The 13798-nt window shown below is 70.3% G+C and carries 13 protein-coding genes; 7 read left to right on the top strand and 6 right to left on the bottom strand.

Annotation, left to right across the window (positions count from 1 at the left end; translation table 11 throughout):
- The first annotated feature begins 251 nt into the window (after positions 1-251).
- Both ABZ836_RS08055 and ABZ836_RS08060 read left to right on the top strand, forming a co-directional pair.
- Positions 252-731, top strand: a complete 480-nt coding sequence (locus ABZ836_RS08055; protein WP_361140509.1) for a peptidoglycan-binding domain-containing protein — start codon at positions 252-254, stop codon at positions 729-731.
- A gap of 563 nt (positions 732-1294) precedes the next feature.
- A complete protein-coding gene (locus ABZ836_RS08060) occupies positions 1295-2488 on the top strand; it encodes a Cmx/CmrA family chloramphenicol efflux MFS transporter (RefSeq protein ID WP_361140512.1) in 1194 nt (397 codons plus the stop codon).
- Positions 2489-2631: 143 nt separating this feature from the next.
- Here the strand turns inward: ABZ836_RS08060 and ABZ836_RS08065 are convergent, their stop codons facing one another.
- Positions 2632-3849, bottom strand: a complete 1218-nt coding sequence (locus ABZ836_RS08065) for an esterase-like activity of phytase family protein (RefSeq protein WP_361140515.1) — start codon at positions 3847-3849, stop codon at positions 2632-2634.
- Between the two features lie 300 nt (positions 3850-4149).
- On the opposite strand from ABZ836_RS08065, the gene ABZ836_RS08070 reads away from it, so the two are divergent.
- Together ABZ836_RS08070 and ABZ836_RS08075 are read left to right on the top strand one after the other, a co-directional pair.
- Positions 4150-4968, top strand: a complete 819-nt coding sequence (locus ABZ836_RS08070) for an endonuclease (protein ID WP_361140518.1) — start codon at positions 4150-4152, stop codon at positions 4966-4968.
- 563 nt (positions 4969-5531) lie between these two features.
- Positions 5532-5885 (top strand): hypothetical protein, encoded by a 354-nt coding sequence (locus ABZ836_RS08075; RefSeq protein WP_361140521.1) that lies wholly within the window; start codon positions 5532-5534, stop codon positions 5883-5885.
- 81 nt (positions 5886-5966) lie between these two features.
- Here the strand turns inward: ABZ836_RS08075 and ABZ836_RS08080 are convergent, their stop codons facing one another.
- The 4 genes from ABZ836_RS08080 to ABZ836_RS08095 form a co-directional block, all read right to left on the bottom strand.
- The gene (locus ABZ836_RS08080) at positions 5967-6407 is read right to left on the bottom strand and encodes an ankyrin repeat domain-containing protein (RefSeq protein WP_361140524.1); all 441 of its coding nucleotides are present in this window, start codon (positions 6405-6407) and stop codon (positions 5967-5969) included.
- A 248-nt stretch (positions 6408-6655) separates the two neighbouring features.
- A complete protein-coding gene (locus ABZ836_RS08085; protein ID WP_361140527.1) occupies positions 6656-8404 on the bottom strand; it encodes a hypothetical protein in 1749 nt (582 codons plus the stop codon).
- Between the two features lie 164 nt (positions 8405-8568).
- Entirely contained in the window at positions 8569-8775 is a 207-nt protein-coding gene (locus ABZ836_RS08090) for a DUF397 domain-containing protein (protein ID WP_356134328.1), read from the bottom strand.
- Positions 8772-9620 carry a helix-turn-helix transcriptional regulator gene (locus ABZ836_RS08095; RefSeq protein ID WP_361140531.1) on the bottom strand — a complete coding sequence of 283 codons (849 nt, stop codon included), beginning with the start codon at positions 9618-9620 and terminating at the stop codon, positions 8772-8774. Before ABZ836_RS08095 ends, ABZ836_RS08090 begins: the two co-directional genes overlap by 4 nt.
- Positions 9621-9839: 219 nt before the next feature.
- Between ABZ836_RS08095 and ABZ836_RS08100 the strand changes: the two genes are divergently transcribed.
- Positions 9840-10475 carry an ATP-binding protein gene (locus tag ABZ836_RS08100; protein WP_361140534.1) on the top strand — a complete coding sequence of 212 codons (636 nt, stop codon included), beginning with the start codon at positions 9840-9842 and terminating at the stop codon, positions 10473-10475.
- Here ABZ836_RS08100 and ABZ836_RS08105 read toward each other — a convergent pair whose 3' ends face one another.
- Positions 10476-11186 (bottom strand): hypothetical protein, encoded by a 711-nt coding sequence (locus ABZ836_RS08105; RefSeq protein WP_361140537.1) that lies wholly within the window; start codon positions 11184-11186, stop codon positions 10476-10478. It lies immediately after the preceding gene.
- A gap of 414 nt (positions 11187-11600) precedes the next feature.
- Between ABZ836_RS08105 and ABZ836_RS08110 the strand changes: the two genes are divergently transcribed.
- On the top strand, positions 11601-12269 hold the full coding sequence (locus tag ABZ836_RS08110) for a hypothetical protein (protein WP_361140867.1): 669 nt from the start codon (positions 11601-11603) through the stop codon (positions 12267-12269).
- A 107-nt stretch (positions 12270-12376) separates the two neighbouring features.
- Entirely contained in the window at positions 12377-13795 is a 1419-nt protein-coding gene (locus tag ABZ836_RS08115; RefSeq protein WP_361140540.1) for a ParB/RepB/Spo0J family partition protein, read from the top strand.
- The last annotated feature ends 3 nt before the right edge of the window (positions 13796-13798 follow it).

The raw sequence follows: 13798 nt of genomic DNA on the forward strand, positions 1-13798 counted from the left end.
GGTGACCCGCGCGGGACGCGCGAGCGAATCAGCCCGTCGATGCTCGCCTCACCGCCCTATCCCGCCCGAAACCGCCCAACCCTGACCAAGTCGGGACGAGACGGCATGGAACGGTGTGCCGAGAGGCATGCTTGAGCAGGCCGGCTCAGTCGGCCGGTGAACCAAGGGAGCAATGGCCAACGGACCAGTTGACCAGTTGACCAGTTGACCAGTGGACCAGTCGCCCAGCCGACCTCCGAGAGGTGGAGACCATGAAGCCCGCCGCCGTGACACGCCTGCAGCGCACCCTCGTCGCAGCCCTCGCCGCCGCCGGTATCGCCGCCGGCACCCTGATGGGCGCGACCGCGCCGGCCACCGCCGCCCCGGCCACCGCCGCCCCGGCCTCACCCCCGACGGTCACCGCCGGCTCCGTCGCCGCGGCGGTCAACAACCTCGGCCTCAACACCCGGCAGGCGAAGGGGGTCCAGCACCGGCTCCGGGAGTTCGGCCACCGGATCACCGTGGACGGCCGCCTGGGCCCGCAGAGCTGGAAGGCCCTCCAGCGCGAACTGCGGGCCAACGGCTACCGGGGCGCCATCGACGGCATCCCCGGCAACCAGACCGTCAAGGCACTGCAGCGCGCGATGCGGACCTGGGGCTACAAGGGCGCCATCGACGGCATCGCCGGTCCGGGAACGAAGGCGGCCTTCGCCCGGTACGGCAAGTGGTGCGCCGACAAGTACGGCTACTGAGCCCGACTCCTCGGCGCACCGGGGCGCGTCAGTCGCCGCTCTCCGCAAGGCCGCGCAAGGCCTTGGAAAGTGCTTCCAGTAGGGCCGTACGGCCATACGGCCGGACAGGCCTTGTCCGTACGGTGGAGCATCGCCGAGAGCACGGCTGCGGGGATGTCCCCGGCCGCCTGTTCGGGGGTGGTGACGACCGCGGTGTCGTGCGGTCCGGGAACCAGCGGTTCGAGGATGAGGGTGGGACGCTCGGGCAGGCCGACAGGTACCGCCGGGGACGCGCGAGGTCCAGGACGGAGCCGGCAACGCGGATGCACCGGCAGGGGCCGGTCGGGTAGCGTGCCGACCATGTCGAGTCCTGAGTCGGACAAGGTGGGGGCTTTCGGTCACGCCGTCAGCCCCCGGAACCACTGAGTTCGGAGCGCAGCGCGCGCAGCGCGCAGCTCATCACGCCCACAGCCCTGCCGTCACGCCGCTTCGCGTGACGTGAACCTGGGGCGGGCGCCCGCCCGGGGGCCGGCCGCGGTGACGAGATGACCCTCTCGTGCCTCTCCTCACCTCGGAGCCACTCGATGCCTCTCTCGCTGTACCTGCTGGCCATGGCGGTCTTCGCCATGGGCACCTCGGAATTCATGCTGGCCGGCCTCCTGCCGGACATCGCCTCGGCCTTCGGCGTCACCGTCGGGACGGCAGGCGTGCTCACCTCGGCCTACGCGATCGGCATGGTCGTCGGTGCGCCCCTGACGGCCGCGTGGGCCCGCTCCTGGCCCAGGCGTCCCAGCCTCCTCGCGTCCGTCCTCGTGTTCGCGGCGGCGCACGCCCTCGGCGCGCTCACCACCAGCTTCCCCGTCCTGTTCGCCACCCGCGTCGTCGCCGCGATCGCCAACGCGGGGTTCCTCGCCGTGGCGCTGACGGCCGCGGCCGCGCTGGTCCCGCCCGACCGGAAGGGGCGTGCGCTGGCCGTGCTGCTGTCCGGCACGACGGTGGCCACGATCGCCGGTGTCCCCGGCGGGGCGGTGCTCGGCACGGCGCTCGGCTGGCGGGCCACCTTCTGGGCCGTCGCCGTCCTCTGCCTGCCGGCGGCCCTCGGCATCCTCAAGGGCGTCCCGGCAGGACGTGACGCGCACGAGGCGACCGGCCGACCGGCCTTGCGCGCCGAGCTCGCCCAGTTCACCAGGCCACGGCTGCTCCTGGTGATGCTGCTCGGCGCGCTGGTGAACGCGGCGACCTTCGGCAGCCTCACCTTCCTCGCCCCCGTGGTGACCGGCAGTGCCGGGCTGGGCGAGCTGTGGGTCTCCGTCGCGCTGGTGCTCTTCGGCGCCGGTTCCTTCGCCGGCGTCACCGTGGCCGGACGGCTCTCCGACCGGCGTCCCGGTCACGTGGTCGCGTTCGGCGGGCCGTTGCTGCTCCTCGGCTGGCCCGCCCTGGCGCTGCTGGCCGACCGGCCGGCCGCCCTGCTCGTCCTCGTGTTCGCGCTGGGCGCCCTGTCGTTCGCGCTGGGCAGCACGCTGATCACACGGGTCCTCTACGAGGCCGCGGGAGCCCCCACGATGGCCGGCTCGTACGCGACCGCCGCGCTCAACGTGGGAGCCGCCGTCGGCCCCGTCGTCGCCGCGGCGGCGATCGGCACCGAAGCCGGGGTCCTCGGGCCGCTCTGGGCGAGCGGACTGCTCGTCGCGGTCGCGCTGCTCATCGCCTTCCCGTTCCTCACCGTCGTCACGGCCGACCGACCGGGAGACGGCCGAGGTGCCGAGGTGCCGGGGTGACGCGGGCGCCGCAGCGATGACGGTGCCCGCCGGGGCGGGTGAACGGTGACCGGTGACCGTGCAGGCCACACCGGTCACCCGCCCCGCCGGGCGCGGTCGTCCCGGCCCGGGGCCTCGCCTGGCCCCGGGAGGGAAACCTCAGGTCAGCGGAGGTACCGGTACCGCTTGGCCTTGCCGAGGTCCAGGAGGACCGTCTCGCCGGTCGCCGCGTCCAGGGCGTCGTTGTCGGTGACGGCGAAGAGCGTGCCGTCGCCCGCGACCGCAAGGCCCTCCAGCTTCTCCTGGGTCCAGCCCTTGCCGGCCCGGAGGGCGGGGAGGACGTCGAGGGCGAGCCTCTTCTCGAGGACCGGGAGCGTGCCGGCGGGCGCGGGGCCGGAGGGCAGCGGAACGGTGTGGACCTGCTTGACCCGGGCGGCCGGCCCGTTCAGCTTGTCGCGCTCGACGACGGCGAGCCGGTCGCCGACGACGGTGATCTCGGAGAGGCCGATCCAGTCACCCGCGACGGTGGTGGTCCCCAGGCGGTAGCCGTACCAGCTCCAGCTGTCCGCGGCGACGTCGTAGCGGCCGATCCGGACCACCCCCGCCGGGTCCCCGGCCACCTCGCGCTGCAGGGCGGCCCACACGATCTCCCGCCCGGCGGCGTCCTTCCGTGCCGTCACGCCCTCGAACCCCTGCCCGCCGAGCCCCGCGGCGACCTCGGCCGGCAGCGGCACGGTCCGGCGGGTGACGCCCCGCTCGTCGAGGAGGACCAGCTTGTTCTCCGGCCCCTTCCTGCCCTCCACCGCCAGCCAGAACCCGCCGCCGGGACGGGCGTACACGCCCTCGGCGTCGTAGGCGACGGGGTTGCCGTCGGCGTCCCTCACGGTGAGCTCGGTGGTGACGACCGCCGGGGCGCGGCGGGTGTCGAGGGTGAGGAGGCGGGTGGGGGCGTAGGCGGCGTCGGTCACCGTCCACAGGCGGTGCGGGGCGGCCGGGTCGGCGGAGAGCGCGCCGAGGGCGCCCCATGCGATGGGCGCGCCGGTGGCGTCGTCGCCGGAGACCACCGACGGCGTGGCCGGGGCGCCCTTGCCGAGACGGAAGAGGGTGACGGTGGCCCGGACGCCGTCCTCGGCGGAGTCCTCCTCGCTGGAGACGGCGAGCAGACCGCGGGAGGGGATGGGCAGGATGCCCTCGGGCCCGTTGGTGGTGGGCAGGAGCTGTGTGAAGCGCGGCGCGCGGGGATCGGTCAGGTCGTACACGGCGACGAAGTTGCTCCGCTCGGAGCCGACGAAGCCGTACCGGACGCCGTTGTACTCGGCGACAGCCAGGCCCTCCGGCTCGGTGCCCTTCTTGCCGGCGCGGCTCTCGTCGAACAGCACCACCCACCGCGGCGTGCCGTCGCCTTCCCCGTGGCTTCTCCCCGGGCAACCCGGGCGGCTCGCCGGCAAGACCTGGGGCCCACGCAAGCCCCGCCGTCACCGCCGCCGGCCCCGCCGGTTCAGAGGCCGCCCGCACCTCGGGCCCTCTCGGGTGCCCACCGTGCCGGGCCCCCGCCCGCACCGTCCCCCCTGGCCCGTGCACAGTCCGTCACACAATCGGCACCTGCCCGACACCCGCGCGACCGCATGCCCATGTCAATCTGCTGGGAGTCCTGCTCAACACGCGTAGATCGGACACCCCGCATGCTCGCGATACGCAGCCACCACCGCAGAGCCCTGGCCCTCGCCGTCGTGACCCTGCTCATCGGCCCCGCCCTGGCCGCAACGCCGGCCACAGCCACGACCGCGGCCACAACGGCGGCCACCACGACGGACTACGACTCGACGTACTACAAGAACGCGATCGGTAAGTCGGGAACGAGCCTCAAGTCCTCGCTGCACACCATCATCAGCAGCCAGACGAAGATCTCCTACTCGGCCGTGTGGAACGCGCTGATGGTCACCGACCAGGACCCGTCGAACAGCTCCAACGTCATCCTGCTGTACTCGGGCGCCTCCCGCAGCAAGTCGCTCAACGGCGGTGACGTCGGCGACTGGAACCGGGAGCACGTCTGGGCCAAGTCCCACGGCGACTTCGGCACGGCCACCGGCCCGGGCACCGACCTGCACCACCTGCGCCCCGAGGACGTCCAGGTCAACAGCATCCGGGGCAACAAGGACTTCGACAACGGCGGCAGCGCCGTCTCGGCCGGCGGCGGCAGCCTCACCGACTCCGACTCCTTCGAGCCGCGTGACGCCGTCAAGGGCGACGTCGCCCGCATGATCTTCTACATGGCGGTCCGCTACGAGGGCGGCGACGGCTGGGCGGACCTGGAGGTCAACAGCAGCGTGAACAACGGGAGCAACCCGTACATGGGCAAGCTCGCCGTACTGAAGGCGTGGAACGAGGAGGACCCGCCGGACGCCTTCGAGGAGCGCCGCAACCAGGTCATCCACGACACCTACCAGCACAACCGCAACCCGTTCATCGACCACCCCGAGTGGGTCGAGGCGATCTGGTAGACCCGCGCCTGCGCCCCCCCCGCGAGGGCCATCGCACTCCGCGGGGGGATCCTCACCCGTGCCGCCCGCTCCGCCGGGGGCGGTACCGGCTCAGGGTGATCGTCGCCGTGCTCTCACCCGGCTCCGCCGCCGTCCGCAGAACCGCGCGGACGGCGGCGGCGTCCCCGTCGGACACTCGCGCCACGCGCCCTCACTTCCCGGCCAGGGGCCGTGGGCCGTGGGCCGATCACGTCCGGCCGGTGCTGGCGGACGCGGAGGGCCGGCTGACCGAGGGCGGCCGGACCCCCCGAGGGTGCCGCCCGTGCCCACCGGCTCTTCGAGGAGCACCTGCCCGAACTGGTCCCGGCACTCGACCGGCTTTCCGGCCAACTGGCCTCACTGCACGCCCGGACACTGCCCACGGGGCGGGTGCGGAGCTTGAGCGGCGCCTCGTCGACGGTTCGCCGGTCTCCGTCCGCCGCGCCGATGCGGTAAGTTGAACGCGTTCAATTCCTGGGGCTGGGGGCAGGGGGCAAGCGATGGAAGCACGCCGGAGCGTTTCCACCCGGCAGCGATCCTGGGCCGTGGCGGGAGCCGTCACGGCAGGGCTCACGGCGGCCTTCGGGTTCTGGATCGCCCCCGTCCTGGCTTCCTTCTTCCTCGTGAGCGCGCTGCCGGCCGGCCTGCCGCTGCTGTTGATGCGGGAGCATGCGCAGGCCTGTGCCCGAGCATGCCTCGTTGTCGGGACAGCCATGCTGACCTGGGCGGTGATCGGCGCGGTGATCGGCATGTTCCTGTTCGTGCCGACGGCCCTGGTACTGCTGATCGCCGCCTACGTGGACGCCGGCAACCGCCCCGGCGGACGGTTCGCCGTGGCCACGCCCCTTGCCGCTGCGGCCGTGCTCGTGCTGATCGTCCTCTGGCCGGCCCTGCACTGACAGCGCCTCGCGGCACGGTCTCGGTTCACCGGGCGGCGGGCGGCGGGCGGCGGGCGGCATTGGGTGGCGATGATGCCGCCGTCACCGCGGTGGTCGTTCCGCCTCCGGGTCCCGCGCCCCGGCCGCGAGGAGGAGCCTGGCCGTGACCGCGTGACCACCGGCCCTCGCCCACTCCAGCGGCGAGCGGCCCAGGCCGTCGTCCTCCCGCAGGTCCGGGTCCGCGCCGTGGGCGAGGAGCAGCCGGACGACCTCGGCGTAACCCCAGGCCGCGGCCGCGCACAGCGGCGTGCCGTCGGTCTCGGCCCGGCTCTCGAGGTCGGGGCGCGCCCCCGCCTCCAGCAGGCACTGCACGATGTCCGCCGCGCCGTGCACCGACGCCGCGTACAGCGGAGTGGTGCCGTGGACGTCGGCCCCATCGGGATCCGCGCCTGCCCGCAGGACCGCGCGGACGGCATCGGCGTTCCCGAACGTCGCGCCGTGGACGAGCCTGGCGGCCAGTTTCTTGCGTCGGCGGCGGTTCATGGCCGCACGGTACCGGGCGCAGGCAGGCGCGGCGGAGGGACCGGCCCTCTCGTCCCGGCGTCTGCGGGACGGGGGCCTTTGTGTCTCCGCCGAGGCACCGCCGCGGTGAGGGCCCGCCGCGGCGTGGTGCGGTGCGATGCCGGGCCCGGACTACGCTCGGCGCCCCATTCGGGCGTGCCACCTGCCTGCGGACGCGGAGGGCTGAGTCCGTCCTGGCTGCAACGGACTACCCGGAGTCGGTGGCCGCGTCAGTCACCCGGCATGACGGCCTTCGCGGCGGTGTCGTCAGCCGTGCCACCCGCTTCGGCGGAGGCGTTTTCCTCGACCGCCGCCGGCACCCGGGCCCGCCCCCGCTCTCGCAGCGCCTCGCGTTCGTCGTCCGGGATCGTCATCGACTCCGCCAGAACGGCGGCGAGCGCCTCCACGTCTTCGGTGTCGACGTCCTCACGGAACTCCCACCGCACGTTCTTGTCAGGCGTGATCAGGTCGACGGCCGACCGCGCATCGCCGCCCTGTCCGGTCGTCACCCTGACGTATCGCACACGGTCGAGCGGGGTGTCGTCGTGGAGCTCGCCGCGCTCGAGGAACGCGTTCGTCCGCGTCGTGAGGATGCGGCGGTCCGTTACCGCGACCAGCGTCCTGGCGGACTGCTTGTCCATCACCGCCGCCAGCATCCCTACCGCCCCGCCGAGGATCCCGGGGTCGTCGAGCTGCTCCGGGAAGCCGAGAACCCGCAGGCTCTCACCGTCCTCGAGGAACCAGCGCAGGATGGGCAGGTACGGCTTCAGCTCCAGCGTCTCCGGGGCACACACGACGTCCGGGGCTGTGAGTTCAGGGGTTGGCGGGTGCAGGGCGTCGGCGAGCGGCGCGATCGCCTCCAGGAGGCGGGCGGCGATCTCGCGGGCGGCCTTCTGGTCCTTGCGCTTGCCCGGCAGTGGCCACGCGTCGGACCCGGGCAGCTCGGCGATGATCCGCAGCTCTCGCGTCAGCAGGTCGATGAGGTTCGTTGCCTCGGCGAGGGAGGTCTCGAACTCCTTGCGGGTATCCCGGGCGATGACCTCGGCGTACCGGGCCTCCGCGGTGTCCTCCTGTCCGGCGGCCCTCGCCTTCGCGGCGCGCAGCGCCTGATACCCGGTCCACGCCTTGAGCGAGGAGAGGAGCGCGTGCGCGTCAAAGGCGATCGCCTCGGCGTTCGCCTGCAGGTACGCACGGTGGGTGCCCGCGTCGGATCCGCTGATCTTCCCGATGTGGTCGCGGACCTTCGGCTGGTACAGCTCGAGTTGCTTCTGCAGTAGCGTGCCACTGCCTGCGACGTCGTCCCACAGGGAAGCGGGGACGGACCCGATGTCTCGTGCCTGGCCGACTGCGCGGTCGACCACGGTGACGAGCCCCTTCAGCTCGGCCCACTGCTCCTTCCGGATGTCGGCGATCACCTGGCTGGTCAGCGCGAGGTTCGTCCTGACGAGGCCGGTGACCTCGCTCAGCATCACCTGCAGGGCGACCATCGCCAGCGCGGGACCGACCGAGGCGGCGCGCTGCGCCGCATTCACCGTGGACTGGGGAATGAGGCGGGCCTGCGCGATGATCTTGCCCCGGAGCATCACCGTCCCGAGGTTCGCGCCGTCCTTGATCACAAGCGTCGCACCGTTCCCCAGCAGGGCCTGCGTGGCCTCGCTGAGCCGGTACAGCCCCTGCACCCCCGTGAACGCGTTCGCCAGATTTCCGCCCAGGGCCGCCGCGTTGCCGACCGAGGCGAGGAGGGCTGAGAGCTGCTTGCGGTCGGGGCCCGGCACGATCCCGAAGTCGATCAGCTCTGGCTTCAGCTCTGGCGGCACTTCACCAGCGACGAGCGCGATGCCCGGCATCACTTCAACCAAGACCGTTGAGGCCTCGGCGGGGTCGAGCGCCGTGTCGTCCGTGCCCAAAGGGCCCTCGGCGCTGCTCCGGCCATCCCTCTCAGTCTCGCTGCCGTCAATAGATTCTGATGTCTTCTGCACGTGATTCCCTCCCCGGAGCGGCCGTCAATGCCGCCCACGCCATGCCAACTGCCGCAGTGGCCGCGTACGGCACCCCCGGCCTCCAACCGCCTTCCAGCGGACCGTGTCCCAGCTGACCAGGCCTGCTGCGGACCTCCGCTGCTTGTCACGTAACGATGCGCGGTCTAGGCCTGATCCGGCAGCCGCCCGTGGCGGAGAGCGCGGACAAAAGCCAGCCACACACCGTGCGTAACCGACAGCCGCCCTTTGTCCTTCTGCTTGGAGTCCCGCAGCACGACGCGGCCCTCTGTGACCGCGCACTCTACGCACTCGGTCCCGCTGCCTCCGCTGTATGAGGACTTGAACCACTGCCGGGCTATGGGCGCTGTCATGCGTGCTCCTTGGCGACACGGTTGATCAGACCGACCGAGGACTCCAGGTCGAGCGCCTGTGCGCTCAGGTACTGAAACGCCAACCTATAGCGCTCCAGCTCTGGCTTCTTCTCCATGAAGAGACCTCCGCCCAGCAAGTCGACGTAGACGACGTCGAGTTCGGGAGCGGGTCCGCGCAGGATCACAAAGCTGCCTACGGCGGCCGCGTGGGCGCCGGTTGCGAAGGGCAGCACCTGGACGGTGACATGCGGGAGGGCGGCAAGCTCGACGACATGATGGAGCTGCTCGCGCATCACGTCGGCGCCACCCACCCGCCGCCGGATCGCGGCTTCATCGATCACGCACCAGATGTGTGGCGGCTCAGCACGCCGCAGCAGTTCCTGGCGTTTCATCCTGATGTCCACCATGTGCTGGACTTCCCGCTCCGGACACTCGACCTCGGATGCCCGGTGGACGGCCTCCGCGTACTCACGTACCTGCAGCAGTCCGGGGATGTACATCGAGGCGTAGTGCTCCTCCCGCAGAACTTCGTCCTCCAGGGTGAGCATGAGGTTCATCGGTTCCGGAATGGGATCGGCGAGCGAGCGCCACCAGCCCTGAATCTTGGCGCCTTTGGCCAGTTCGACGAGGGCGACGCGTTCGGCGTCTGTCGCCGCGTACTCGCGGCACAGGGCGTCTATCGCCGGCCACTTGACCGAGCCCTCTTTCGTCTCGTACCGGCTCAGAGTCGCCTTCGAGATGCCTACGCGTGCTCCTGCCTCTTCGAGGGTCAGGCCGGCCCGCTCACGCAGGCGCCTTAGGTCCGCGCCTAGCTGGCGCCGACGGGTGGTGGGTCCGACTGCCATCTTCCGCCCCTTCGCTGCCATCTCTCCAGATCGTTGATCCCTGCCTGCTGCCGGGGCAAGGCCGTACGCGCCGGGGGGCGCGCAGCGTCTTGCCACGCAACCCCGGTTGCGAAATGAGAGTTCCATTTTCGACCCCGGCAGTGCAACTGTATGTACATGAACGAGTGCACAGCGTGACATGTGCGCAGAGGGGGCATGGTCATGGAGTGTGCGGCATCTATGCCGAGGAAGCCGTGGGAGATCCCTTTTCTGGCGGAGCCACGTGAGGTTGCCGGCCTGCGTCGGGTCATGCGTCTCCATCTCGAGCTATGGGGCCTGTCCGGCCTGGCCGACGCCGCCCAGGTCTGCGTCTCCGAACTGGTCTCCAAAGTCATCGAGCACGTTGGGGAGGGGACAGCCGCCCTGCTCGCGGTGTCGGTGCGGGGCACATTCCTGCGCATCGAGGTGCAGGATTCCGGAAGAAGTGCCTTGCCGGCGGTCGGGCAGTCAGACCGTGAAGACGAGTCGGGCCGCGGGCTGCGCCTGGTAGAGGCGTTGTCCTCCGGGTGGGGTGTCGAACGCCGGCCGGAGGGCAAGGTCACCTGGTGCGAACTGGCTACAGGACTTCTCGCGGGGGACCAGCACGTAACAAGTCCTGGCGTCCAGCGAGCCGAGTCCGCACTTGCCCAGCGCCTGTCACATCACGCGGTGTTGCCGGATGGAGGACCACCCGGTCGGGCGGTGGCGGAGGCGGCCGCGATCGGCCTTATCGCTGACCTCCTCAACTGGCTCTCGGCTCACGGACGCGACGCGGATGCTGCTCTGGACCGTGCACAGCTCCGGTTCGAGGTGGAAAGCGGTCTGGCGACGGACTGATCACGCGGCGCTGGCTGGGCCCGCCTCCCTGGCCCATTCCAGGATGCGTCCCACCAGGCGGTGACGGCCCAAGGTGTGAAGATTCTGCAGGATGATGATCAAGTCCTTGTCGGGGCGGAACACCGCCTGCTGCACGAGCCCCGTAACGATCTCCTCGAGACCGGTTGACTCGCATGCCGCGAGAGCCGCAGCGGTCTGATCTGGGGCAGCTGTGAGGCCGGTATGCCGCACGAGGCCGGCCACGTCCTCAGCTCGGCCCGTCGCGAGGCGCTTCCGGAGGTCGGAGAGTCCCGGCCACTCGACGGCTGGTGTCCCAGTGTGGTGCCGGTCCCCCTCCAGCAGGGGGACCGGCACCACGCCCGTCTCAGGCAGGGCGGGATCAGCGGCCGGCCTGATCGCCATGGCGGCCGCGGCGCGCGCATCACGCCGAGTTGCGCGAGTGGAACGGTGACGGCCCCGCGGCAGGGGGCGGTGGCGGCGGATCCTGACGCGTCGGCGCTGGAGTCTCCGGCGGCCTCCGGCCGCCTCTTCGCTGATGCTTCCCACCAGGCGTCTTGCCTGCTCGAGTTCCTCTTCCGCTTGCGTCTGGCAATCCTCGCGCACCACGGCCAAGCGCATCTCCTCGAGCTCGTCCACGGTGCAGAAGGGCGGTTCTGGCGAGGCGGTCTGTGCTGCCAATGCGTGAAAGAGATGCAGGACGTCCTTGTGCACAGCCCCCTGGCCGCTGAACAGGCAGGAAACCCTCGGCTTGCTCGTATGGCACTCCTGGGCGATCTTCTGCTGACTCCACCCCCGCAGGGAGTCCTGCCTGAGGCGGCGGAGGCTCTCTGCCAGCTCTCGGCGTGCGGGCTTCAGGCCATCGTCAAGTGGTGAATAGCGTCCCAATCTAGGCATTCTTTCCCCCCAGCTGGTCAGAACGTGGACTTGGCTCATCATCAGAGGTGCCACTGACAATTGGGGAGTGTTTCTGTGTTCCACCCTTCGCACGGAACACAGAGGCCTTTCCTTGCCCCTCCTCCATGCCCTTGAGTTGAAACACCGAGTCTCGACCACCGCCTGGCGGTCGACCCACTTGGTGCCCGGCCGCCCAGGCCGCTGGCACCTGAGAGGAGATGCAAGGTGACCATGCCGTCCTGGGAGGACCAGACGCTGGGGACGATGAAGCGCGTGGCGCTCTGGCTGGTGCAGGTGGTGGGCGTGGGGAACACGTTCACGAAGAATCAGTTGCGTGAGACGTTCCAGGGTGTCTCGCAGGTCGACCGGCGGATGCGGGACCTGCGGGACTTCGAGTGGAAGATCGACACCAACCGTGAGGACGACGAGCTTGAGGCGGACCAGCACCGCTTCGTCGCCCAGGGGATCGCCGTGTGGGAGCCGGGCAAGGGGACGCGCAAGACCGGCGGAACGATCACCGCGGCCCAGCGTCACGAGGTGCTGATGCGCGACGGGCACATGTGCCGTTCGTGCGGCATCGGTCCCGGCGAGACCTACGTCGGTACGGACGCCACCTCCCAGCTCGACGTGGCCCGCCGTCAGGTCAGGCTGCCCAACGGCCAGATCGAGATGCAGCTCGTCATCGAGTGCAACCGCTGCCGGATCGGCAACAGGAATCTGGTGGCCAACGTCGATGATCTGCTGAGCCGCATCAACCTGCTGCCGGCGTACGAGAAGAAGATCCTCGCCGGCTGGGTGGTGGACGACGCGCGCCACCTCAGCGAGCTGGAGAGGATTTGGGCTGATTACCGCTCGCTGCCGGCTGAGGCCCGCCAGCACGTGAAGGACGCCCTCTGCTGACCACCTAGGGCCGGCGGGGCGGTGGCGGTGCCTAGCCTGGTCTCCGCCCCGCCGGCTCAGCACCTCACCAGCCGCTCCCGCTACTGACTTAGAGAGACTTCTGACTCATGCAGACCGACTTCGGCACGCCACCGGAAGCACATGAGATCCGCGAAACCGTCGAGCAGCGACTGAAGGATGTGCACGACGGACAAGGTGTCCCAGAGACCCTGACCGTAGAGTTCCGGGGGCAGCCCCGGCATGTTGAGGTCATCGACATGCCCGTCCACCGCCTCTTCTATAACCCGGGCACTCACCGGATCCGTGCACAGCGCAGCCACGACCCCGAGCAGGACGGGCTCCTCCAGAAGGCGCCCTGGCGGGGCGAAAGCCAGGCGTATCTCCATGAGTTGCTGAAGGCGCTCCCCTCAGACCCGTCCAAGGAAGACCCGAGGTTCCGTGATCTGCTCGACAGCCTGCGGGATCACAAGCAGCTTGAGCCCGGACTCATCACCCGGGACGGAATCCTCGTCAACGGCAACACCCGCAGGGCCGCGCTCAAGGAGCTGGGCTTCGACAGTATCCGCGTGGGAGTGCTGCCGGCCTCGACGACGTGGGCGGACATTCACGCCGTCGAACTGTCGCTGCAGCTGCGTCCAGACCGTCGCCGGGAATATTCCTACATCAACCACCTGCTTGCGCTGGATGAGCAGCTGGCCTCCGGCAGGCACATCAGTGAGGTCGCCAAGGAGTTCCACACCACTTCTCCCGCCTGCGAGCGGGACATCTGGATTCTGAACCAGCTGCGGGAGCTGATCGACCGCAGTGAGCAGAGCGGCCGCAAACTGCGTCTGATGGACTTCGAGGAGGCGAAGGAGAAGCTGTTCGAGCTCTACCGCGCCTACACGAAGGAACACGCCAAAAACAAGGAACAGGCTGACCTGCTGAAGGAAGCCCGGCTGGTGGCGATCGCTCTTAACTTCTCCAAGACCGACGTCCGTTTCATCGGACCGAAGTTCCACGCACAGTATCTCGACCAGCGGCTCCCCGATTCGGTAAAGAAGGCGACAGCGGCTCAGGCTCCCGCCGCTGTCACCATTCCCGGGCTCAACCGGACCGTGCAGGCGAGTGGTGCAGAACTCGCCAGCGCCCGGGCGCTCACGGATTACGTGCTCAAGGCCAAGGCGGTCCAGGTGGGGCGCGGGAAAGAGGCGCCCCCCGAGGCCGTGGAGGCCGCTAAGACCGTCGACGATCTGAAGGCCGTCTTCGAGGAGGCCGTGGTCTTCGCAGGCAAGGACGTCCGGCTCCGCAAGAAGCGGCAGGCCGCTCCCGACCGGGTCACCGAGGCATGCAAGAGCTTGGAGCAGTGCATCACGGATCTGGTGATGGCCCGAGGCAAAGGCAGCCTCGACGAGGGGGCTTTCGATGACGCCCTGCTCAGCCTCCGCTCAGTGATGCACCGCCTTGCGGTGGAAGCCGGGAAGAGCATTCCGCTTCCCGACGAAGGGCTGACCTGGCTCCGCAGCGTGACGAAGTCACAGGGGTGATTC

The sequence above is a fragment of the Streptomyces sp. NPDC047130 genome (assembly GCF_040643475.1).
GTDB lineage: Bacteria > Actinomycetota > Actinomycetes > Streptomycetales > Streptomycetaceae > Streptomyces.